The organism is Methylibium rhizosphaerae (assembly GCF_006386545.1).
GTDB lineage: Bacteria > Pseudomonadota > Gammaproteobacteria > Burkholderiales > Burkholderiaceae_C > Pseudorivibacter > Pseudorivibacter rhizosphaerae.
Genome location: NZ_SWAR01000010.1, coordinates 53,232 through 72,277 on the forward strand (window position 1 = coordinate 53,232; position 19,046 = coordinate 72,277).

Annotated in this window: 20 protein-coding genes, 1 other RNA gene and 1 riboswitch; of the genes, 12 read left to right on the forward strand and 9 right to left on the reverse strand. The window is 71.0% G+C overall.

Going from position 1 to position 19,046, the window contains the following annotated elements:
- Positions 1-9 precede the first annotated feature (9 nt).
- The 3 genes from ssrS to E8D38_RS09850 form a co-directional block, all read right to left on the reverse strand.
- Positions 10-193, reverse strand: a non-coding RNA gene (ssrS, locus tag E8D38_RS29475) — 6S RNA.
- Between the two features lie 69 nt (positions 194-262).
- Positions 263-592 (reverse strand): cell division protein ZapA, encoded by a 330-nt coding sequence (locus E8D38_RS09845; RefSeq protein ID WP_140628578.1) that lies wholly within the window; start codon positions 590-592, stop codon positions 263-265.
- An 18-nt stretch (positions 593-610) separates the two neighbouring features.
- Positions 611-823: a DUF904 domain-containing protein gene (locus tag E8D38_RS09850; protein WP_140628581.1), complete on the reverse strand. Its 213-nt coding sequence runs from the start codon at positions 821-823 to the stop codon at positions 611-613.
- A 57-nt stretch (positions 824-880) separates the two neighbouring features.
- Positions 881-1,116: riboswitch (cobalamin riboswitch) on the forward strand.
- Between the two features lie 72 nt (positions 1,117-1,188).
- Between E8D38_RS09850 and E8D38_RS09855 the strand changes: the two genes are divergently transcribed.
- Genes E8D38_RS09855 through E8D38_RS09890 form a run of 8 tightly spaced genes read left to right on the forward strand, consistent with a single transcriptional unit; the run spans position 1,189 to position 8,868 of the window.
- Positions 1,189-3,105 carry a TonB-dependent receptor domain-containing protein gene (locus tag E8D38_RS09855; protein ID WP_181179015.1) on the forward strand — a complete coding sequence of 639 codons (1,917 nt, stop codon included), beginning with the start codon at positions 1,189-1,191 and terminating at the stop codon, positions 3,103-3,105.
- A gap of 14 nt (positions 3,106-3,119) precedes the next feature.
- Positions 3,120-4,106, forward strand: coding sequence for a FecCD family ABC transporter permease (locus E8D38_RS09860; protein ID WP_140628586.1), 987 nt, complete (start codon positions 3,120-3,122; stop codon positions 4,104-4,106).
- Positions 4,103-4,930, forward strand: a complete 828-nt coding sequence (locus tag E8D38_RS09865) for an ABC transporter ATP-binding protein (protein WP_140628589.1) — start codon at positions 4,103-4,105, stop codon at positions 4,928-4,930. The genes E8D38_RS09860 and E8D38_RS09865 overlap by 4 nt, the downstream gene beginning before the upstream one ends.
- Complete coding sequence (gene cobU, locus E8D38_RS09870) at positions 4,927-5,490, forward strand: bifunctional adenosylcobinamide kinase/adenosylcobinamide-phosphate guanylyltransferase (RefSeq protein WP_181179016.1); 564 nt, start codon at positions 4,927-4,929, stop codon at positions 5,488-5,490. The genes E8D38_RS09865 and cobU overlap by 4 nt, the downstream gene beginning before the upstream one ends.
- On the forward strand, positions 5,487-6,422 hold the full coding sequence (locus E8D38_RS09875) for a cobalamin-binding protein (RefSeq protein WP_140628592.1): 936 nt from the start codon (positions 5,487-5,489) through the stop codon (positions 6,420-6,422). The genes cobU and E8D38_RS09875 overlap by 4 nt, the downstream gene beginning before the upstream one ends.
- A 22-nt stretch (positions 6,423-6,444) precedes the next feature.
- Positions 6,445-7,554 (forward strand): nicotinate-nucleotide--dimethylbenzimidazole phosphoribosyltransferase, encoded by a 1,110-nt coding sequence (gene cobT, locus E8D38_RS09880; protein ID WP_140628595.1) that lies wholly within the window; start codon positions 6,445-6,447, stop codon positions 7,552-7,554.
- Entirely contained in the window at positions 7,554-8,333 is a 780-nt protein-coding gene (locus E8D38_RS09885; protein WP_140628599.1) for an adenosylcobinamide-GDP ribazoletransferase, read from the forward strand. Before cobT ends, E8D38_RS09885 begins: the two co-directional genes overlap by 1 nt.
- Positions 8,326-8,868: a histidine phosphatase family protein gene (locus tag E8D38_RS09890; RefSeq protein WP_140628602.1), complete on the forward strand. Its 543-nt coding sequence runs from the start codon at positions 8,326-8,328 to the stop codon at positions 8,866-8,868. The genes E8D38_RS09885 and E8D38_RS09890 overlap by 8 nt, the downstream gene beginning before the upstream one ends.
- Before the next feature lie 12 nt (positions 8,869-8,880).
- Here the strand turns inward: E8D38_RS09890 and nth are convergent, their stop codons facing one another.
- Both nth and E8D38_RS09900 read right to left on the reverse strand, forming a co-directional pair.
- Positions 8,881-9,522, reverse strand: a complete 642-nt coding sequence (gene nth / locus E8D38_RS09895; protein ID WP_140628852.1) for an endonuclease III — start codon at positions 9,520-9,522, stop codon at positions 8,881-8,883.
- Positions 9,509-10,288 carry a pseudouridine synthase gene (locus E8D38_RS09900; RefSeq protein ID WP_140628854.1) on the reverse strand — a complete coding sequence of 260 codons (780 nt, stop codon included), beginning with the start codon at positions 10,286-10,288 and terminating at the stop codon, positions 9,509-9,511. Before E8D38_RS09900 ends, nth begins: the two co-directional genes overlap by 14 nt.
- Before the next feature lie 71 nt (positions 10,289-10,359).
- On the opposite strand from E8D38_RS09900, the gene E8D38_RS09905 reads away from it, so the two are divergent.
- Positions 10,360-13,221: a hybrid sensor histidine kinase/response regulator gene (locus E8D38_RS09905; RefSeq protein ID WP_181179017.1), complete on the forward strand. Its 2,862-nt coding sequence runs from the start codon at positions 10,360-10,362 to the stop codon at positions 13,219-13,221.
- On the opposite strand, the gene E8D38_RS09910 is transcribed toward E8D38_RS09905, so the two are convergent.
- From E8D38_RS09910 to E8D38_RS09925, 4 genes are read right to left on the reverse strand one after another with little or no spacing between them, the layout of a single operon-like run.
- Positions 13,196-14,170, reverse strand: a complete 975-nt coding sequence (locus E8D38_RS09910; protein WP_140628608.1) for a M14 family metallopeptidase — start codon at positions 14,168-14,170, stop codon at positions 13,196-13,198. The genes E8D38_RS09905 and E8D38_RS09910 overlap by 26 nt on opposite strands.
- 18 nt (positions 14,171-14,188) lie before the next feature.
- Positions 14,189-14,788, reverse strand: coding sequence for a M15 family metallopeptidase (locus tag E8D38_RS09915; protein WP_140628611.1), 600 nt, complete (start codon positions 14,786-14,788; stop codon positions 14,189-14,191).
- Positions 14,789-14,836: 48 nt separating this feature from the next.
- The gene (locus tag E8D38_RS09920) at positions 14,837-15,229 is read right to left on the reverse strand and encodes a YchJ family protein (RefSeq protein ID WP_140628615.1); all 393 of its coding nucleotides are present in this window, start codon (positions 15,227-15,229) and stop codon (positions 14,837-14,839) included.
- Positions 15,226-16,191, reverse strand: coding sequence for a bifunctional helix-turn-helix transcriptional regulator/GNAT family N-acetyltransferase (locus E8D38_RS09925; protein ID WP_140628618.1), 966 nt, complete (start codon positions 16,189-16,191; stop codon positions 15,226-15,228). The genes E8D38_RS09920 and E8D38_RS09925 overlap by 4 nt, the downstream gene beginning before the upstream one ends.
- A gap of 131 nt (positions 16,192-16,322) precedes the next feature.
- On the opposite strand from E8D38_RS09925, the gene yaaA reads away from it, so the two are divergent.
- From yaaA to E8D38_RS09940, 3 genes are read left to right on the forward strand one after another with little or no spacing between them, the layout of a single operon-like run.
- Positions 16,323-17,096 carry a peroxide stress protein YaaA gene (yaaA, locus tag E8D38_RS09930; RefSeq protein WP_140628622.1) on the forward strand — a complete coding sequence of 258 codons (774 nt, stop codon included), beginning with the start codon at positions 16,323-16,325 and terminating at the stop codon, positions 17,094-17,096.
- A gap of 55 nt (positions 17,097-17,151) precedes the next feature.
- The gene (locus tag E8D38_RS09935) at positions 17,152-18,003 is read left to right on the forward strand and encodes a 2OG-Fe(II) oxygenase (RefSeq protein WP_140628625.1); all 852 of its coding nucleotides are present in this window, start codon (positions 17,152-17,154) and stop codon (positions 18,001-18,003) included.
- Entirely contained in the window at positions 18,000-19,046 is a 1,047-nt protein-coding gene (locus E8D38_RS09940) for a CaiB/BaiF CoA transferase family protein (RefSeq protein ID WP_140628628.1), read from the forward strand. The genes E8D38_RS09935 and E8D38_RS09940 overlap by 4 nt, the downstream gene beginning before the upstream one ends.

Consider the following 19,046-nt stretch of genomic DNA (forward strand, 5'->3'; position numbering starts at 1 on the left):
CGTGCAGGGAAGGTGTCCGCCGCGAGCCGAGAGCCGCATTCCTGAACCCAGGGGATTCAGGTGGGCGAGGTCAGAAAGGCTTCGGGTTCATCTGACGCGAGACGATCGCACCAGCCAGTCGATGTTCCAGGCCCTTGCTCGAGGAGCATCGGTTCAAGGAAATATAAAACTCCCGCGAACGCGACGGACGAATCCATTCTAGAGCGTGAGCGTGGCCATCAAGCGCCCTACCCGTGCGCCGAAAGGGCCAAGTTCTTCACGTTCACAACAGGCGCCCGTCTTCGTTTAGGGCGCTGTCGAGCCTGCGGATCAGCAGGTCGATGTCGGCCGTGCCCTCGGAGCCTGCGCCGTTGGCCAACGCAGGCTCGTGGGGCGGGGCCGGCGACGGCGCGGGGCGCTCGGCCAGCGCATAGGCAAGGTTCAATGCGGCCAGCACCGCGATGCGTTCACGCGCCTTGACTTTGCCGGCGTCGCGGATCGCGCACATCTCGCGGTCCACGTTGCCTACCGCTTCGAGCAGCGACGTCTCGCCGCCTTCGGGGCAGCCGAGGATGTAGCTCTGGCCCATGATCGTCACTTCGATCTGCTTCATGGCGTCTCCGGCTGCGGCTCAGGCACGGTCTTCGACCGGCGGGTCGGCGGGCAGGCGTTCGAGCAATGCGTCGATGCGGGTGCGAGCGGCGCCCAGCCGCGCGCGCAGCGAATCGCGCTCGGCTTTCACCGCCTCGAGCTCCTGCTGCAGCAGCGTGTTGGTGCGCTTGAGCTCCTCGTGCCGCAACAGCAGGCGTTCCACGCGTTCGGCTAGCTCGTCCATCCTCGACATCGGTCCTCCGGCCTCGCCTACAACCTTGCGGCATTGTAGGGGGCCGTTCGGGCGGCCTTTACAATTTGCCGCGTTGGTGCTCGTGCCGGTGTTCACGCCGGCACGGTTAAACGGGAAGCAGGAAGGTCGTGCCGTCGCCACGACACCACCCAACCTGCGCTGCCCCCGCAACGGTAAGCGGACGGGATCTCACCTCCCACCCTGCGCACAAGCCACTGGAGGGCCCGCCCCTCTGGGAAGGTCGCACGGGTTGTTCCGCCAGCCCGGATACCGGCCAACCGGGGGTGCCGCGCGTTTCGCACGCGGCGCCGTATCGCATGTGCCTGCGGGGAAGCTGGCGCGTGCATCGTTGTCCTTCCTTCGTCATGTCTTTCACTTCCGTGGTGCTGCATGCACCCTTTGCGCCTGCCGCACTTGCGCTGGCGTCGCTGTTCGCCTGCTCGTCGGCTGCCCGGGCCCAGGACACAACCATGGCCGCGCTGTCGCCGGTGGTTGTGACGGCCACGCGCACGCCCGCGCCGCTCGACCGGGTCGTTGCCGACGTCGTGGTCATCGACGAGGACCAGTTGCGCAACGCAGCCGGCAGCACTGTCGAAGACCTCCTTCGTGAACACGCCGGCCTGCAGATCCTGCGCAACGGCGGCCCCGGCCAGAGCGTCGGCTTCTTCGTGCGTGGCACCTCGACGAACAGCACCGTGGTGCTGATCGACGGCGTGCGGGTCGGCTCGGCCACGCTGGGCCAGGCCCAGCTCGAAAGCCTGAGCGTTGCCCAGATCGAACGCATTGAAGTGCTGCGCGGCCCGGGTAGCAGCCTCTACGGCGCCGACGCGATGGGCGGCGTGATCCAGATCTTCACCAGGCGCGGCGCGAGCCTGGCGCCTCGCGTGCAGGCGACCGTGGCGGCGGGGCGCTACGGCTCCAGCGAAGCCTCGGGCGGCGTCAGTGGCGCGGTCGGCGGCTTCGACTATGCCGTGTCATTGGCTCGCGAGAAGAGCGACGGCATATCGGCCATCGCCAATGCAGGAGACACCTTCGGCAACTACAACCCCGATGCCGACGGCTTCACCCGGCGCAGCGGCTCGGCTCAACTGGGCTACACCCCCACCGAGGGGCACCGTTTCGGCCTGCGCTGGGCCGAGAGCAAGCTTGAATCGCAATACGACGGGGCGGAGTTTCTTCCGCCCGACTTCTCGCCCGACGCGTCTGCAGACTTCAGCAACAAGCTGGACACCCGCGTGCTGGCGCTCGACTATGCCGCGCGTCTGGGCAACACCTGGCGCAGCGAGCTGACGCTTGCGCAGAACGATGACGAGCTCGTTTCAGGCGGTACCCAACTCAGCCGTTTCGAGACCCAACGCCGCCAGGCCTCATGGCAGAACACCTGGGAGGTTGCTCAGGGCCACACCCTCGTCGGGCTGCTCGAACGCCTCGAGGAGACGGTGCAGTCACTTTCGTTCAGCCCGAGCGAGCGCAGCCGCGACAACGACGCACTGGTGCTGAGCTATACCGGCAACAGTGAAGCCCATCGCTGGCAAGCGGACCTGCGCCACGACCGCAACAGCGTCTACGGTGGGCACACCACCGCCAAGCTTGGCTATGCGCTTCAGCTGAGCAAGCCCTTGTCGGTCCGTGCCTCGGCGGGCACTGCCTTCCGCGCGCCGAGCTTCAACGAGCTGTACTTCCCCGGTTTCGGCGTCGAGACCGTGCAACCGGAGAAGTCGCGCAGCATGGAGATCGGCGCCGCCTGGCGCGAGGAGTCGTGGAGCGTGCAGACCACGGCCTACCGCAACCGCATTCGCGATCTCATCGTCTACGAACCCGACCGCGCCTTCTGCCCGCCGCAGCCCGAATACAACTTCGGCTGCGCACGCAACGTCGCACGGGCGCGCCTGAAAGGCGCTTCCCTGTCGGCGCAAGGGGTGCAAGGCGTCTGGCACTGGGGCGCCGGCGTCGAGCTCCTCGATGCGACCGACGCTCGTGACGGCACGCGCCTGCTGCGGCGCGCCGCCCACACGGCGACGGCCAGCCTGGCCTACCGAGCGTCGAGCTGGGGGGCGCGTGCCGCCGTGCAAGGTGTCGGAAAGCGGCCCGACGCGGGCGGGACCGTGCTGCCGTCGTACGAATTGCTCGACCTCGGCGCGCACTACGTCTTCGCCCGGCAGTGGCGGGTGGAGGCCAAGCTCTTCAACGCGCTCGACAAGCGCTACGAGCCGGTCAAAGATTACGGGGCGCCGGGCCGTGCGTTCTGGCTCGTGTTGAGCTACGACAGCCAGGCACTTTGATCCCACACGCACGCATGCTGGCCGCGCCTCCCGTTCGCCTGTGGCTCCCATTGGCGCTGCTGGGCACGATCGTGGTCGTGGCGCTCGGCCTTGCGGCCGGCTCATCCGGCTTCGGCTGGGCCGATGCGCAGATCGTCTGGCAGATCCGTCTGCCGCGCGTGCTGGCCGGGTTCGGCGCCGGTGCGGCGCTGGCACTCGCCGGCGCCCTGATGCAGCTGCTCACCCGCAATGCGCTGGCCGACCCCTATGTGCTCGGCGTGTCCGGCGGCGGCTCGGTGGGTGCGCTGTTCGCCATCCTGCTGGCGCCGGCTGCATGGTCGGCATGGGCTCCGCCGCTCGGCGCCGCGGCCGGGGCGGCGGCGGCGGCGATGCTGCTGTTCGCCCTGTCGTGGCGCGTGATGGCACGTGCCACGGCACTCGGCCCGGTCAGTGAAGCCGGCGTCACGCTGCTGCTCATCGGCGTGATGCTCGGCTCTGCCTCGTCGGCCCTGGTGTCGCTGCTGCTCACGCTGGCGCCCGACCTGCAGCTGCGCGGCATGGTGTTCTGGCTGCTGGGCGACTTGAACGGCGCCACTGAGTGGGTGCCCGTCTGGCTGGCGGTGGCTGCCTGCCTGGTGCTGGTGTGGCCCGCTGCGCACGAGCTCGACCTGCTGGCACGCGGCGATGCCTGGGCCGCCTCTGTGGGCGTGCCGGTGGTGCGCCGCCGCCGCATGGCGCTGCTGGCGGCGGCCCTCGCCACAGGCGCCGCGGTGGCTACCGCGGGAGCCATCGGTTTCGTCGGCCTGGTGATCCCGCATGCGCTGCGCCTGGCCGGTTTGCGTGCCGCGCGCTGGCTGCTGCCGGCCAGCGTGCTCGCCGGCGGCGCATTCCTCACGGCGGCGGACACCGTGGCCCGCACGCTCGCCGCGCCGGTGCAACTGCCGGTGGGTGTGCTGTCGGCCGGTGTCGGCGTGCCGGTGTTCCTGATGCTGCTGCTGCGCCGCACCGGGAGCCGCCGATGAGCCGGCCCGAGGTGCTGCGAGTGCAAGTACGCGGGCTGCAGCTGCGAGCCGGCGGCTCCGACCGCGGGCGGGTGTTGTGCAGCGAGCTGTCGTTCGACGTGCAGGCCGGCGAGCGCTGGGTGGTGCTCGGGCCCAACGGCGCAGGCAAGTCCACGCTGATCGCCACATTGGCCGGATTGCTGGCGCCCGCGGCAGGGCAGGTGTTGGTACAGGGCCGTGAACTCTCGTCGTGGCCCGTGGCGCAGCTGGCCCGCTGGCGCGCCTGGTGCCCCCAGTTCTGGATCGATCCGTTCCCGAGCCGTGTGGACGACACGGTGCTCGCGTCGCGCCAGCAGCGTTCGCGCTGGTGGACCTGGGCCGGCGATGCCGATGCCGCGCCGCAGCCGGAGGCCGAGCAGGTGCTGCGCCAGCTGGACCTCATGCATTTGCGCGAGGCCGACGTGCGCATGCTGTCGGGCGGCGAGCGGCAGCGCGTGGCGGTGGCGGCCTGCCTGCTGCAGGGCGCGCCCTGGCTGCTGCTGGACGAGCCGGCGTCGCACCTCGACCTGGCCCACCAGCAGCTGCTGGTGGGCGTGCTGCGCGAGCGTGCGGCGCAAGGCAGTGCCGTCCTGGCGAGCCTGCACGACATCGACCTCGCCGCCAGGCTGGCCACGCATGTCGTGTTGCTGGACGGCCGGGGCGGCGCCGCCGTCGGCCCGCGCGACGCGGTGATGACGCCGGCGCACCTGTCCGCGGTCTTCGGCGTGGCGATCGACCGCGTGGAGGTGTGCGGCGAGCAGCGTTTCTGGGTCGGCCCGGTGCGCCACAAGGAGGCGGCGCGATGAACCGCCTGCACCTGGTGCTGGGCGGCGCCCGCTCGGGCAAGAGCCGGTATGCCGAAACGCTGGCCCGCGACGCCGAAGCCCGGGGCCAGCAGGTCGTAGTCGTGGCCACGGCGCTGGCCGGCGACGCAGAGATGGCCCGCCGCATCGCGAAGCACCGTGCGCAGCGGCCGGCGCACTGGCGGGTGTGCGAAGTCGGGCCGGGCCGTGCCAATGCACTGGCGCTGCAACTGCGTGAAGCCGCGCAGCCCGGTTGCTTCGTGGTGGTCGACTGCCTCACGCTGTGGCTGTCGCAGCTGATGTGCCCGCCGCCGGGCGTGCCGGTGTCCGATGCCGGGTCGGAATCGGCGGCGCTGCTGCAGGCATTGGAGGCGGTGCAGGCGCAGGTGCCGGTGGTGCTGGTGTCCAACGAGATCGGCCAGGGCGTGGTGCCGCTGGATGCAGGCACCCGCGCCGTCGTCGACGCCCTGGGCCGGCTGCACCAGGACATCGCCGCGATGGCCTCGCGAGTCACCTTGATGGTGGCAGGGCTCCCTCTTGCCGTGAAAGGCTCGCCGCAATGAAAAGACTGCTGGCATGCGCCGGGCTCTCGCTGGCGTGCAGCCTCGCCTGCGCACTCGACTTCACCGACGACGCAGGCCGGCGGCACCAGCTGCCGGGCCCCGCACAGCGGGTGATCACCCTGGCGCCCAACCTCACCGAGATGGTCTATGCGGTGGGCGGCGGGTCGCAGCTCGTCGGCACCGTGGCCACCAGCGACCACCCGGAAGCCGCGCGGTCGGTGCCGCGCGTGGGCGACCACCAGCGGCTCGACATCGAGCGCATCGTGGCGCTGCGGCCCGACGCGGTGCTGGTCTGGCACCACGGCAACGCCGGGCGCGAACTGGCACAGCTCGAAGCGGCCGGCCTGCGGCTGGTGTACCTGGAGCCGCAGCGGCTCGACGAGATCGCCCGTGCCATCGAACGGGTCGGCACGCTGCTCGGCCGCGAAGACGTGGCCACGCAGAAGGCGCTCGCGCTCACCACGTCGCTCGCCTCGCTGCGTGCGCAACATGTGGCCAGCGAGCCGGTTCGGGTGTTCTACCAGGTGTGGCAGCAGCCGCTCATGACGGTGAACGACCGCCAGCTGGTGAGCGACGTGATCCGCCTGTGCGGCGGGCGCAACGTGTTCGGCCAGCTCGCGCCGCTGGTGCCGCAGCTGTCCACCGAGTCGGTGGTGGCCGAGCAGCCCGAGGTGATCCTGGCCGCACGCGAGACCGGGCCCGAAGCGTCCACCGGTGGTGCGCGCCGCGAGCCCGGCCACCCGTCGTTCGCGATGTGGGCGGGCTTTGCCCGGATGCCCGCGGTGAAGCACCGCTGGCTCTACACGCTGCCCGGCGACGTGATCAGCCGCCAGGGCCCGCGCATCGACCAGGGCGTTCGCGCCATGTGCCAGGCACTCGACGAAGTGCGCACGGAACGGGCGCACAAGCGCGCCCGCGATCCGTCCTACTGACATCAGGAGTTCATCGGCCGTCATGTTGTCCACTTCGCAATGGCTTCCCGACATCGACCCCGTTCATGACGCCGCACTGCATGTGAAGCTGCAGCGCCGCATCGACCGCAAGACCAAGCCGCAGGGTGCGCTCGGCCGCATCGAGGAGCTGGCCCTGCAGCTGGGCCTCGTCCTGCGCAGCGAGGCGCCGCAGCTGCGCGAGCCGCAGATGGTCGTATTCGCGGCCGACCATGGCCTGGCCGCACGCGGCGTGTCGGCCTATCCGCAGGCGGTGACCGCGCAGATGGTGAGCAACATGCTGGCCGGCGGTGCGGCGGTCAGCGTGCTCGCGCGCCAGCATGGCCTGGCGCTCACGGTGGTGGATGCAGGCGTGAACGCAGACACCCCGGCCGGCGAATACGCCGGCGCCCGGCGTGGCGGCCCGGAAAGCACCCGGGTCGACGAACGCCGGCAGCGGTCCGGCCTGCTGCTGCGCAAGATGGGCCCGGGCACCCGCGACCCGCTGCTGGGGCCGGCCATGACGGCCGAGCAGTGTGTCGGTGCGGTCGCCGCCGGGCGTGCCGTGGTGCGCGGCTTGCCGGGCAATGTGGTGCTGCTGGGCGAGATGGGCATCGGCAACACCTCGAGCGCGTCGCTGCTGCTTTCGAGGCTGACCGGCACGCCCATCGAGCGCTGCACCGGCCGCGGCACCGGTCTGGGAGACCAGGCGCTGGCCCGCAAGACGCAGGTGCTGCGCGACGTCCTCGACACGCATGCGCTGGCACGTGAGCCGCTGGAGGTGCTGGCAGCGTTCGGCGGCTTCGAGATCGCGATGATGGTGGGCGCTGCACTGCAGGCCGCCAGCGAACGGCGTGTCGTGGTGGTGGACGGTTTCATTGCCACGAGTGCGCTGCTGGTGGCCCATGCGCTGAGGCCGGCGGTGCACGGCTACTGCGTGTATGCACACCGCTCCGGCGAGGCCGGCCACGCGCTCATGCTCGAGCATCTGGGTGCGCAGCCGCTGCTCGATCTGGGCTTGCGCCTGGGCGAAGGCTCCGGTGCGGCACTGGCCTGGCCGCTCATCGACTCGGCCGCGCGGCTGCTGTGCGAGATGGCCAGCTTCGAATCCGCCGGCGTGTCCGACGCACTGTGATGCGGCACGAACTGCGGCTGTTCTTCATTGCGCTGCAGTTCCTCACCCGCGTGCCGGTGCCGCGCTGGGTGGGCTGGCGCGACGAATGGCTGCACGACAGCGCCCGGCACTTCGCGGCGGTGGGCCTGGTGGTGGGAGGCGTGTGCGCCGCCGTGTACCACGCGGCCCTGTGGCTGTGGTCGCCGGCGGTGGCTGTGGGCCTGTGCATCGCCGCCGGACTGCTGCTGACCGGCGCCTTCCACGAGGACGGCCTGGCCGATGTGTGCGACGGCCTGGGCGGTGCGGTGAGCCGCGAGCGGGCGCTGGCCATCATGAAAGACTCGCGCATCGGCGCCTATGGCGCGATCGGCATCGCGACGATGCTGGGCCTGAAGGCCGCCGCACTCGCCAGCCTGCCCGCCGGCTGGGTGGCCGCGGCCTTGCTGCTGGCGCACAGCGCGTCGCGGGCCGCGGCGGTGAGCCTCGTCCGCTGGCTGCCTTATGCCGGCGACCTCGAACATGCCAAGGCCAAGCCGCTGGCACAACGGCTGTCGGCGGCCGGTGCGTGGGTGTCGTGCGCCTGGGTGCTGCTGGTCGCGGCTGTGCTGCTGGCATGGCGGCCGGCGGCAGCGCCGGCGGTGCTCGGGTCACTGCTGCTGGTGGTGGTCTGCGCAGTGGCGTGTGCCCGCTGGTTCAGGCGGCGCCTGGGCGGCTACACCGGCGACTGCCTGGGAGCGACGCAGCAGCTGGCCGAGCTGTCGGTCTATCTCGGTCTGCTGGCCATGCTGCGGCATGCCTGAAGCGGACCTGTGGCTGTGGCGGCATCCGCGGCCCGTTGGCGGGGCAGGGCGCTGCTACGGGCGCACCGACCTGCCGGTGGATCGCCGCCGCGCCAAGCGGCTGGCACACCGCATCCGCCGGGTGGCTCGCCGGCATGCGCTGCCGCGGGTGGTGTGGACCTCGCCGCTGGCGCGCTGCCGCGACGTCGGCCGCTGGCTGCGGCGCTGGGGCTGGCAGCACCATGTGGACGCGGCCCTGAGCGAACTCGACTTCGGCACATGGGAAGGCCGCTGGTGGCGCGAGCTGCCGCGCGAGGAGATCGACGCCTGGGTGCGGGCCTTCGCCGAGCATGCGCCGGGTGGCGGGGAGGCCCTGCCGGCCTTTGCGGCGCGGGTGCAAGGCTTCATGCGCTCGCACGCGGGCGCGACCACGCTGGCGGTTGCGCATGGCGGCTGGATGGTGATGGCGCGCTGGCTGGCCGAACGGCCGGGCCGAGCCTTCACCGCCGCCGACTGGTCCGCCGCGCCGCCCTGCGGCAGCCACTGGCGCCTGTGATGCGACGGCGGCCTACTGCGGCTGCAGCAGCTTGTCCTCGTAGTGGCACCAGGGCACCACCTTGCATTCCCAGCAGCGCGGCTTGCGCGCCTGGCAGATGTAGCGCCCATGCAGGATGAGCCAGTGGTGCGCATCGCCCATGTAGGCCTCGGGCACGCGCTCGAGCAGCCCGAGCTCCACCTTCAGCGGGTTCTGGCCCGGCGCCAGGCCGGTGCGGTTGCTCACGCGGAAGATGTGCGTATCCACTGCCATGGTCGGCTCGCCGAAGGCCACGTTGAGCACCACGTTGGCCGTCTTGCGCCCCACGCCGGGCAATGCCTCGAGTGCCTCGCGCGAGCGCGGCACCTCGCCGCCATGGCGTTCCACCAGGATGCGGCAGGTCTCGAGCAAATGCTTCGCCTTGTTGCGATACAGGCCGATGGTCTTGATGTGCTCGCACAGGCGGTCGTAGCCGAGGTCGAGCATCGCCTGCGGCGTGTTGGCCACCGGGAAGAGGCGCCGGGTGGCCTTGTTCACGCCCACGTCGGTGGCCTGGGCCGACAGCAGCACTGCGGCCAGGAGCTCGAACACCGAGGTGTATTCCAGCTCAGAGGCCGGTTGTGGATTGGCGGCCTTCAGCGTGGCGAAAAGCGCCTCGATGTCAGCGGGCGTCATCAGCGTCGTCTGCGTCATGGGCGCGCAGTGTAGGGGCTGCGCCCATCCAGCCGTCGCGGCCCAGCAGGGCCTGCCAGTCTTCGTTCCACGGTCGCTCGAGGCCCGAGGCGATGCGCAGCGTTTCGCCGGCGCGCGCCGGATGCGGCAGCTCGATCGACAGCGCATGCAGCCACAACCGCTGCAGGCCCAGCCGTCCGGCCCACCAGCGGTTGAGCGGCCCCTTGCCATGGGTCGCATCGCCGATCACCGGGTGGGCGATGTGCTTCAGGTGCCGGCGGATCTGGTGGCGCCGGCCGGTGTGCGGCTCGGCCTGCACCAGGGCGGCGCGCGTGGTGGGGTGGCGGCCGTCGGGCTCGGGCACTTCGAGCACGGCCAGCTGCTTGACGAAGGTCAAGGCCGGCTGGGCGGGGGCTTCGCGCGCGGTGTCTTCCTCTCGCAGCGGATGGTCCACCCGGGTCTGCCCGGCTGCCGGCCAGCCGCGCACGAAGGCGAGGTAGCGCTTGTGCACCTGACGGCCCTCGAAGGCCGCGCCCAGCTCGCGTGCCACCTCGGACGTGAGCGCGAACAGCAGCACGCCGGACGTGCCCTTGTCGAGCCGGTGCACCGGGTAGACCAGCCGGCCGAGCTGGTCGCGCACGATCTGCATCGCGAACCGGGTCTCGCCCGCGTCGAGTCCGGTGCGATGCACCAGCAGGCCGGGTGGCTTGTGCACGGCCACGAGCCAGGGGTCGATGTGAAGAATGGGCAGCACGGCGACGAAGTTCACACACAAACGGGGCGACACGGCGATGATGCCTTGCCACAATGCGCGAGCGTTGGTGCGCCAGGGGGAGACGCATGACGGTCGGGGCGGGCCTGGAGGGAGTGCTGCGGGGTGTCGCGCTCAAGTGGGCGTGGCTGCTGCCCATGCTGCTCGTACTGGTGCTCGCTGCTGCCCCGGTGCCGGCCGCCGGCGACCTGCCGTTGCGGCAGCTGCCTCAGCCGGCCCAGGTGCAGGAACAGCTCAGCCCGGCCTCGAAGGCCTGGCTGCAGGCGCATGCCACGCTGCGCGTGGCCACCGTGCGCGATTGGCCGCCGATCGACCAGTACGGCGCCAGCGGCCGCTACGAGGGCGTGTCGGCCGAGATGCTGCAGGCCACCGCCCGGCTGCTGGGCGTGAAACTCGCCCCCCGGCCGTTCGACAACTTCGAGCAGGTCATGAACGCAGTGCGGCTCGGGCAGGTGGATGTCGTCACTTCGGTCGCGCGCAGCTGGGAACGCGAAGGGGAACTGCACTTCAGCATCCCGTACCTGTCGCTGCCCGTGGCCTACATCGGCCGCCGCGGCACCACCGACTTCTCCGAGCGCTTCAACTTCGGCGGGCGTTCGGTGGCGGTCGAGCGCGGTTATGTGGCGCAGAACTTCCTCGAGACCACCTACCCCGGCACGCGGCTGTTGACGGTGGACAGCACGCTGCAGGCCCTGCAGGCGGTGGCCGACGGGCGCGCCGACTTCTACCTCGGCGCACTGCCGCCGGCGCACTACCTCATCGAGTCGCATCGCATGGCCGACCTGGAGGTGATGCGCACCACGCGGCTGTCGATGGGCAACCTGCACTTCGCCGCCACGGCGGCGCCGCTGCGCGACGCGATCGACGTGGCCCTGCGTGCCATGGGCAGCGGCGTGCTCGACGAGATCGCCGCCAGCTGGCAGCCGCGCTACCTCTCGCTCACGCCGCAGCGCCAGCCGGCCCTGGGTCCGCGCAGTGCTGCTGCGGCGGCGCTCGGCGAGCTGCGGGTGGCCTTCGACGTGGGTTTCGGCCCGGTCACCTACGTGGGCGAGGACGGCGAGGCCGCCGGCTTCGCGGTGGAGATGTTCCGGCGCGTGGCCGATGCCGCCGGCCTGCGCTACCGCTTCGTGGCCATGCCGTCCTTCCGTGAGGGCATGCATGCGGTGCGCGACCGACGGGCCGACGTGATGCTCGCGGCGGTGCGCACCTTCGACCGGCTGGAGTTCTCGTCCTTCGTGGGGCCGTACTACTCGGCGCCTTCGGTGCTGGTGAGCCGGCTCGACGGCGGCTGGCCCAGCGTGGCCTCGCTCGGCGGCCGCACGCTGGCGGTGGACGCGGCCCACTACCTCATTCCGATGATCCGACGCGAGGCGCCGGCGGTGCGCATCCTCGAGACCGGCAGCGTCGAACATTCCTTCGAAGCGGTGGAGCAGGGGCAGGCCGATGCGGCCGTGACCAACCTCGAGGTCGCCGTGCGGCTCATCAACTCCCGCTTCCTCGGCAAGCTGCAGGTCACCGGCACGGTGGAGGGCAAGCCCAGCGAGCTGTACTTCATGCTGCGCAACGACCAGCCGGAGCTGGCCGCGGCGCTGAAGCAGGGCTTCGACGTGACCCCGGAGAACGAGCGTCATGCGCTGGCCAACACCTGGCTGCGCACCGAGTACCGGCCCGGGGTGTCGTGGTGGCGGGTGGCCGCACTGTCCGGCCCGCTGCTGGCCGCGCTGCTGGCCATGGCCTTCTACAACCGGCGGCTCAAGGCCCAGGTGCAGGCCCGGGAAAGGGCCGAGCAGGCGCTGGCCGCCGAACGCGACCTGGCGCGGCAGGCTGCGATGGCCAAGGCCGAGTTCCTGGCCGAGATGGGCCATGAGGTGCGCACGCCGCTGGGTGCCATTGCCGGCGGCCTGAAGCTGCTCGAGCGCGAGCAGCTGCCCGAGTCCGCCAGCCGCACGCTCGGCTCGATCAACCGGGCGGCGCAGCACCTGGTGGAGCTGCTCAACAACCTGCTCGACGCGGCCAAGCTGGAGGCGCGCAAGATCGAGATGCACGTGCAGCCGCTCGACGTCGGGCGGCTGGTGGGCGAGGTGATCGAGGAGTTCGAACCGCTCGCGCAATCGCGCGGCGTGAAGCTGTCCACCGAGCTGCCGCAGCCGCCGCTGCCGCGGGTCATGCTCGACGGGCTGCGCGCGCGCCAGGTGCTGGCCAACCTGGTGTCCAACGCCCTCAAGTTCACGCCGCCGGGCGGCGAGGTGTCCACCCGCCTGCAGGGCCGGGTGGTGGCCAGCAGCCACAGCGGCGCGCCGGTCTGGGAGCTCTTCTTCGCGGTGCGCGACACCGGCGTGGGCATGTCGGCCGACGTGCGCGAGCGGGTGTTCCAGCGTTTCGTGCAGGCGCCGGGCGCCGAGCAGCGCTATGGCGGCACCGGCCTCGGCCTCTCGATCGTGCGGCAGCTGATCGACCTGGTGGGCGGCAGCATCGAGGTGGACAGCGAGCCCGGCAAGGGCAGCGAGTTCCGGGTGCGCGTGCCCGTCGCGCAGGCCCGTGAGCCTGCCGACGACACTGGTGGCCTGCGCTGGCACCGCGTGCTGCTGGTGGAGGACGATCCGGTGAACCAGGCGCTGTTCGGTGAGGAGCTGCGTTTGCGGGGCCACGAGGTCACCGTGGTGGGCACGGCCGAGGAGGCGCTGCAGTCGCTGCGCGACCGGCCGCCGGTGGACCTGCTGATCACCGACCTCAACCTGCCGGGGCAGACCGGCCTGCAGTTGGCGACCGCCGCGCGGGCGCTCGGGCCGGCTCGTTCGCCGCGGCGCGTGGTGGTGCTGTCGGGCGAGGACGCGCCGGCAGGCGGGGCGGCCGGCGTCGACCTGTGGCTGGCCAAGCCCCGCGGCACTGCCGACCGCGGCTGGCTCAGCGCATTGCGCGAGCTGTGTTGAACCGCGGACTCGGCCGCGCGAGGTAGAACCATTCGGCCCCGGCGAGTGCCGCCGGGTTGGGGAACACGATGCGCCCGTCGGTGGCCGCCGCCACCGGCGTGCCGTCGTGACGCAGGCCGATCACGTCGCCGGCGCGCACCGCATCGAAGCTGGCCCAGTCGCGCACGAAGCGGTCAGCGTCGTGCGCCTTGTCCACCACCTCGAACAGGTGCAACGCCTCCACGTCGGTGGCGGGCGCGGGCGCCGGTGCATCGATCAGGCGCAGGTGCGCGAGCGTGTTGAGGATGGCCCGGTACGCCACCTCCGGCGCGCGCGGATCCTCATGCTGGCCGCATTCGAGGGTGAAGCCCCAGCCACCGACCCGGCGCATGTACTCGGTGGTGCCGACGCCGTAGTCGGCATCGTGCTCGTGCAGCGGCTGCCGGGCGGCGGCGAGCTGCGCGCGGCGGCGTTCCACGCCGGCCGCATAGGTGCCCAGCCAGCCGTCGACGATGCGGCGCACGCCCAGCCGCACCGCCAGCGCCTCTTCCTCCTCGGCATGGGCAAAGGGCTCCAGCGTGCCGGTGTTGTTCTCGGGCCCGACCATCGCGAACGGCTCGCCGGCGGTGTGGAAGGAATGCAGGTCGAGCAGCACCTCGTGCCGTGCCAGCAGCGGGCACAGCCAGTTGGCCACGTGGTCCTCGAACTCGCGGATCTCGCTGGTGGGCGCGAGCTTGCGGTTGAGGTTGCGGTCGCCCTGGCGCTGGCGGCGTTCGTAGGCCAGAGGATTGGTCACCGGCACGAAGGTCACTTCGCCGGCGATGAGGGCCAGGCGGCCCTGGGCGATGTCGTCGAGCACGCGGCGGATCGCCACCGTGCCGCAGGTTTCATTGCCGTGCACCGCACCGGTCACGATGAGTCGCGCGCCGGGTGCCGTGCTCTTGAAGTGGATGGATTCGAAGGGGCGCATGGGATGGGTCCTTGCCGGTCAGTCCACGCGCGTGAAGTGCTGGCGCACATGGCGGCGGTCGAGCATGTCGAAGTGCCACCATTCGTTGTCGATGCCGTTGAAGCCGCCGGCCCGCATGGCGTGTCGCAGCAGTTCGCGGTGCCGCACCTGCACGGGCGTGAGTGCACCGCTGGCGAGGTGCAGGGTTTCCAGCTTCGGATGCGACAGCTCGTCCATCTCGTCGAAGCCGCTGCCCATGTCGAGCTCGCGGCCGCCGGCATCGAGCACCGTCACGTCCAGCGCCATGCCGAACGAATGGATGGAGCCGAGCGCCGGGTCGGCCACGTACTGGCGCAGGCCGGTGCCGTCGAGGAAGTCCCACAGCTGCACCTGCACACGGTGCGGCCGCAAGGCGTCGAGCACCAGGATGCGGTGGCCCGGCGCGTCCTCGTGCAGTTGCGCGGCGGCGCGTGCCAGGCCGTCGGCGGCGAGCCGGTGCAGCCAGGTGCAATCGAGCGAGCCGTAGAGGTTGCGGCCGGTGAAGTTGCGCTCGCTTGCGTAGCGCAGGTCCACCGCCACGCCGCGAATGGACGGCAGGTGGCGGAAGTCCGGATGGGAGGCGACGTCTTCACAGCGCATGGAGGCACCGAGGATAGCGGAGCCTCGTGGGCGCGAGCGCGCGCAGGGCTATCGGCCGTGCTGGTCGAAGTCGCCGTCGACGTAGTACCAGCGCCCCTGCTCGCGCAGGAAGCGGCTGGTCTCGTGCAGGCGGTGTGCCCGGCCGCCCAGCTTGCTGCGGGCGACGAACTCGACGACGGCGTGGGTGTCGTCCTGCTGCTGGTGGCGTTTCACTTCGAGGCCCAGCCACTTGAGCCCGGGCTCGTCCGCGTCCAGCGCGGCAGGCCGCGTGGATGCATGCCAGGTGGCCAGCAGGTAGTCGTGCAGCGACAGCACGAAGGCGCTGTAGCGCGAGCGCATCAGCGCTTCGGCGGTGGGGGCGGCCGCCCCTGCATGGAACGGGCCGCAGCAGCGGTCGTAGCGGTCCTGCGAGCCGCAGGGGCAGGGCTCATGGCCGGTCATAGATCGAGTTCCCAGGTTTCACCGACGAGATCGTGCCCGAAGCTGTGATGCGGCTCCTGCTTCACCAGCCGGTAGCCGGCCTTCCGGTAGATCGCCCGGGCGGCGGTGAGCACCGAGTTGGTCCACAGCGTGATCTTGCGGTAGCCCTTGTCGCGTGCGAACCGCTCGCACTCGTCCACCAGCCGCCGGCCCAGGCCCAGGCCGCGCGCGGCCGGCTCCACCAGCAGCATGCGCAGCCGAGCCACGTTGTCGCCGTATTCGGCCGGCGGCGCCTGCACGAGGAAGACGCAGCCGAGGTTCTCGCCGTCGCGCTCGGCGATCCAGCCGCGCTCGCGCTGCGGATCGAAGTGGTCGAGGAAGTCGGCTGACACGCGGGCGGCCAGTGCCTCGAAGGCCTGGTTCCAGCCGTATTCCTTCGCATACAGCGCGCCATGGCGCTGCACCACCCAGCCCATGTCGCCGGGGCGCGGGTCGCGCAGCGTGATCATCGGCGCCGACGAAGAGCCCACCAGCAGCGACTGCACCGTCTGCATGGCCGCGAGCAGGCGCGACTGTTCCGGCTCGCTCAGGGCTTCGAGCCAATGGGCCACCTGCGAGCTCGAGGCGCAGTCCATGGCGGCGTAGACGCGCCGGCCTTCGGCTGTGAGCGACAGCTGCTGGGCTCGCGCATCGGTGGCCGAGCGGCTCACGCCGACGAGGCCGGCCTCGCGCAGGCGCCGCAGCAGCCGGCTGAGATAGCCGGCGTCCAGCGCGAGTTGCGCGGCCAGCCAGCTGGCGGTCGGGGCCTGCCCCGCCTCCTCGGCATGGGCCAGTTCCCACAGGACCCGGGCTTCACTGAGGCTGTGGTCGGTGGCCAGCAGGCCGTCGTCGAGCAGGCCCAGGTGCTGCGTGTAGAAGCGACCGAAGCGGCGCACCGCGGCGACACGCTGGTCCAGGGCAGGGGCGTCGGCGGCAGCGGTCATGGGGCCTCCGTGTGGTGGGTGCTCAAGTCACCTAATTGGTTGCCAAAGGCAAGTATATGCGCCAGGGCGGCCGATGACCACCGGCCGCGTCACGCTGCTACGCTCGCGCCGTTTTTCAACCGGCTGCATCCATGCTGTTCCTGCTCTCTCCTGCCAAGTCTCTCGACTACGACACCCCGCCGCATGTGGCCAGCCACACGCTGCCGTTGTTTGCCGACCGTGCCGCCGAGCTGATCGGGGTGCTGCGCAATAAGTCCAGCGCCGAGGTGGCCGAACTGATGGACCTGAGCGAGTCGCTCGCCGAACTCAACGTGAACCGCTACGCCGCCTGGCAGCGGCGCTTCACCGCGCGCAACAGCAAGCAGGCCGCGCTGGCCTTCAACGGCGACGTCTACGAAGGGCTTCAGGCCGCCAGCCTGAGCGAGAAAGACCTCGAATGGGCCCAGCAGCACGTGGTCATCCTGAGCGGCCTGTACGGCGTGCTGCGGCCGCTGGACTGGATGCAGCCCTACCGGCTCGAAATGGGCACGCGCCTGGCCAACCCGCGCGGCAAGGACCTCTACCGCTACTGGGCCGACACCATTGCGCCCCACCTCAACGAGCGACTGGCCGCCGACAAGACGCCGATCGTGGTGAACCTCGCTTCGGAGGAGTATTTCAAGGCGGTGGACCTGAAGGCGCTGAAGGCGCGGGTGGTGACCTGCGTGTTCGAGGAATGGAAGGGCGGCCGCTACAAGGTGGTGAGCTTCTTCGCCAAGCGGGCGCGTGGGCTGATGGCCCGGCATGCGATCGAAAAGCGCGTGAAGACGCCCAAGGCGCTCGAGCGCTTCGACCGGGAAGGCTATGCCTTCGACGCTGCCGCCAGCGAGCCCGACCGCCTGGTGTTCCGGCGTCGACAGGCCTAGTTCACTGACGCAGTGGACTAGTCACCAGTCACCCGTCACTGCCAAAATCGCCCCAATGAGCGCTCAAAGCATCACCCCCGAACTGCGTCACTGGATCGTCGAGCAGGCCAAGGCCGGCCACAAGCCGGAGGTCGTGCTCAAGTCGATGATGGACAGCGGCTGGGAAGAAGAGGTCGCGATCCGAGCCCTCGAGGAAACCTTGCAGGGCTTCCTGGACGAGCATGCCAAGGCCGCCGGCCTGCCGGCACCCAAGCCAGTGCCCGAGCCCGCCATCGCTGAATCACCCAGCGTCGTGCGGGCCTTCGACCGCGATGTGCGCATCGTCATGGCCATGCGCAACCCGCGGGTGGTGGTGTTCGGCGGCCTGCTGTCCGACGACGAGTGCGACGCCATCATCGACCTGGCCCGCCCGCGGCTGGCGCGTTCGGAAACGGTGGACAACGCCACAGGCGGCAGCGAAGTCAACGCGGCCCGCACCAGCGAGGGCATGTTCTTCCGCCGGGGCGAGCACGAGGTGATCTCGCGGCTGGAGCAGCGCATCGCCACGCTGCTGGGCTGGCCCCTCGAGAACGGCGAGGGCCTGCAGATCCTGCACTACCGCCCCGGCGCCGAATACAAGCCGCACTACGACTATTTCGACCCGGCCCAGCCCGGCACGGCCACCATCCTGAAGCGCGGCGGCCAGCGGGTCGGCACGCTGGTCATGTACCTCAACAACCCCGAGCGCGGCGGCGGCACCACCTTCCCCGACGTGGGCCTCGAGGTCGCGCCGATGAAGGGCAACGCGGTCTTCTTCAGCTACGACCGCCCGCACCCGATGACCAAGTCGCTGCATGGCGGCGCGCCGGTGCTGGCCGGCGAGAAGTGGGTGGCGACGAAGTGGCTGCGCGAGGGCCGTTTCGAATGACCGGCGAGGGGCCGGACAGTGCCGATCCGCTGAGCGAGGCACTGGCCGGGCTCCGGATCGTCGACCTGACCCGGCTGCTGCCCGGCCCGCTGGCGACACTGCGGCTGGCACAGTGGGGCGCAGACGTCCTGAAGGTCGAAGACCCCGGCGAGGGTGACGGCGCCCGCGCGCTGTGGCGCACCGGGGCCGAAGCCGAAGCGGGCGAGCCCGGTGCGTTCTACCGCCGGCTCAATGCCGGCAAGCGTGTGTTGCGGCTCGACCTGCGAAGCGACGCCGGCAAGGCGATGCTGCTCGACGAACTGCGCAGCGCCGATGCACTGGTCGAAGGCTTCCGCCCTGGCGTGATGGCAAGGCTGGGCCTGGGTTTCGAGACGGTCTCGGCCCACAACCCGAAGCTGGTGATGGTGTCGATCAGCGGCTATGGGCAGCACGGCCCGTGGGCCCAGCGCGCCGGCCACGACATCAACTACATCGCGATGGCGGGCCTGCTGGAGCAGGTGGCGAGCGGCGGTGGCGAGATCGCCCTGCCCAACTTCCAGGTGGGCGACCTGCTGGGCGGCTCACAGGCGGCGCTGAGTGCGCTGCTGGCGGCGCTGCTGGCGGCACGGCGCACCGGCCGCGGCTGCCACCTCGACATCTCGATGGCCCACGAGGTGCTGCGCCACCAGGTGGTGGTGCGCACCGCGCTCGAAGCCCTGGGCCGCGTGCCGCCGGCAGGGCGCGACCTGCTCTCGGGCGGGGCGCCCTGTTACGGCGTATACCGCACGGCCGACGGCCGGCACCTCGCGGTGGGCGCGCTGGAACTCAAGTTCTGGCAGGCGGTGTGCGCCACGCTGGGCCGGCCGCAGTGGGAGCGGCGTCACTGGTCGCTCGGCGAGGCGCCGGGCAGCGAGCCCGCCATGGCGCTTCGCGCGGAGCTTCAGGCGCTCCTGGCCACGCAGCCGCTGGCGCACTGGGTACAGGTGTTCGACACCGTGGACGCCTGCGTGACGCCGGTGCTGCGGCTCGACGAGGCGCTGCGGCACCCGCTGTTCGCCGGCTGA

What these genes read in the sequence shown, in the direction of transcription:
- E8D38_RS09845 (WP_140628578.1), bottom strand. Translation starts at nt 592, where the DNA reads ATGAAGCAGATCGAAGTGACGATCATGGGCCAGAGCTACATCCTCGGC.
- E8D38_RS09850 (WP_140628581.1), bottom strand. Translation starts at nt 823, where the DNA reads ATGTCGAGGATGGACGAGCTAGCCGAACGCGTGGAACGCCTGCTGTTG.
- E8D38_RS09855 (WP_181179015.1), top strand. Translation starts at nt 1,189, where the DNA reads ATGTCTTTCACTTCCGTGGTGCTGCATGCACCCTTTGCGCCTGCCGCA.
- E8D38_RS09860 (WP_140628586.1), top strand. Translation starts at nt 3,120, where the DNA reads ATGCTGGCCGCGCCTCCCGTTCGCCTGTGGCTCCCATTGGCGCTGCTG.
- E8D38_RS09865 (WP_140628589.1), top strand. Translation starts at nt 4,103, where the DNA reads ATGAGCCGGCCCGAGGTGCTGCGAGTGCAAGTACGCGGGCTGCAGCTG.
- cobU (WP_181179016.1), top strand. Translation starts at nt 4,927, where the DNA reads ATGAACCGCCTGCACCTGGTGCTGGGCGGCGCCCGCTCGGGCAAGAGC.
- E8D38_RS09875 (WP_140628592.1), top strand. Translation starts at nt 5,487, where the DNA reads ATGAAAAGACTGCTGGCATGCGCCGGGCTCTCGCTGGCGTGCAGCCTC.
- cobT (WP_140628595.1), top strand. Translation starts at nt 6,445, where the DNA reads ATGTTGTCCACTTCGCAATGGCTTCCCGACATCGACCCCGTTCATGAC.
- E8D38_RS09885 (WP_140628599.1), top strand. Translation starts at nt 7,554, where the DNA reads ATGCGGCACGAACTGCGGCTGTTCTTCATTGCGCTGCAGTTCCTCACC.
- E8D38_RS09890 (WP_140628602.1), top strand. Translation starts at nt 8,326, where the DNA reads ATGCCTGAAGCGGACCTGTGGCTGTGGCGGCATCCGCGGCCCGTTGGC.
- nth (WP_140628852.1), bottom strand. Translation starts at nt 9,522, where the DNA reads ATGACGCCCGCTGACATCGAGGCGCTTTTCGCCACGCTGAAGGCCGCC.
- E8D38_RS09905 (WP_181179017.1), top strand. Translation starts at nt 10,360, where the DNA reads ATGACGGTCGGGGCGGGCCTGGAGGGAGTGCTGCGGGGTGTCGCGCTC.
- E8D38_RS09910 (WP_140628608.1), bottom strand. Translation starts at nt 14,170, where the DNA reads ATGCGCCCCTTCGAATCCATCCACTTCAAGAGCACGGCACCCGGCGCG.
- E8D38_RS09915 (WP_140628611.1), bottom strand. Translation starts at nt 14,788, where the DNA reads ATGCGCTGTGAAGACGTCGCCTCCCATCCGGACTTCCGCCACCTGCCG.
- E8D38_RS09920 (WP_140628615.1), bottom strand. Translation starts at nt 15,229, where the DNA reads ATGACCGGCCATGAGCCCTGCCCCTGCGGCTCGCAGGACCGCTACGAC.
- E8D38_RS09925 (WP_140628618.1), bottom strand. Translation starts at nt 16,191, where the DNA reads ATGACCGCTGCCGCCGACGCCCCTGCCCTGGACCAGCGTGTCGCCGCG.
- yaaA (WP_140628622.1), top strand. Translation starts at nt 16,323, where the DNA reads ATGCTGTTCCTGCTCTCTCCTGCCAAGTCTCTCGACTACGACACCCCG.
- E8D38_RS09935 (WP_140628625.1), top strand. Translation starts at nt 17,152, where the DNA reads ATGAGCGCTCAAAGCATCACCCCCGAACTGCGTCACTGGATCGTCGAG.
- E8D38_RS09940 (WP_140628628.1), top strand. Translation starts at nt 18,000, where the DNA reads ATGACCGGCGAGGGGCCGGACAGTGCCGATCCGCTGAGCGAGGCACTG.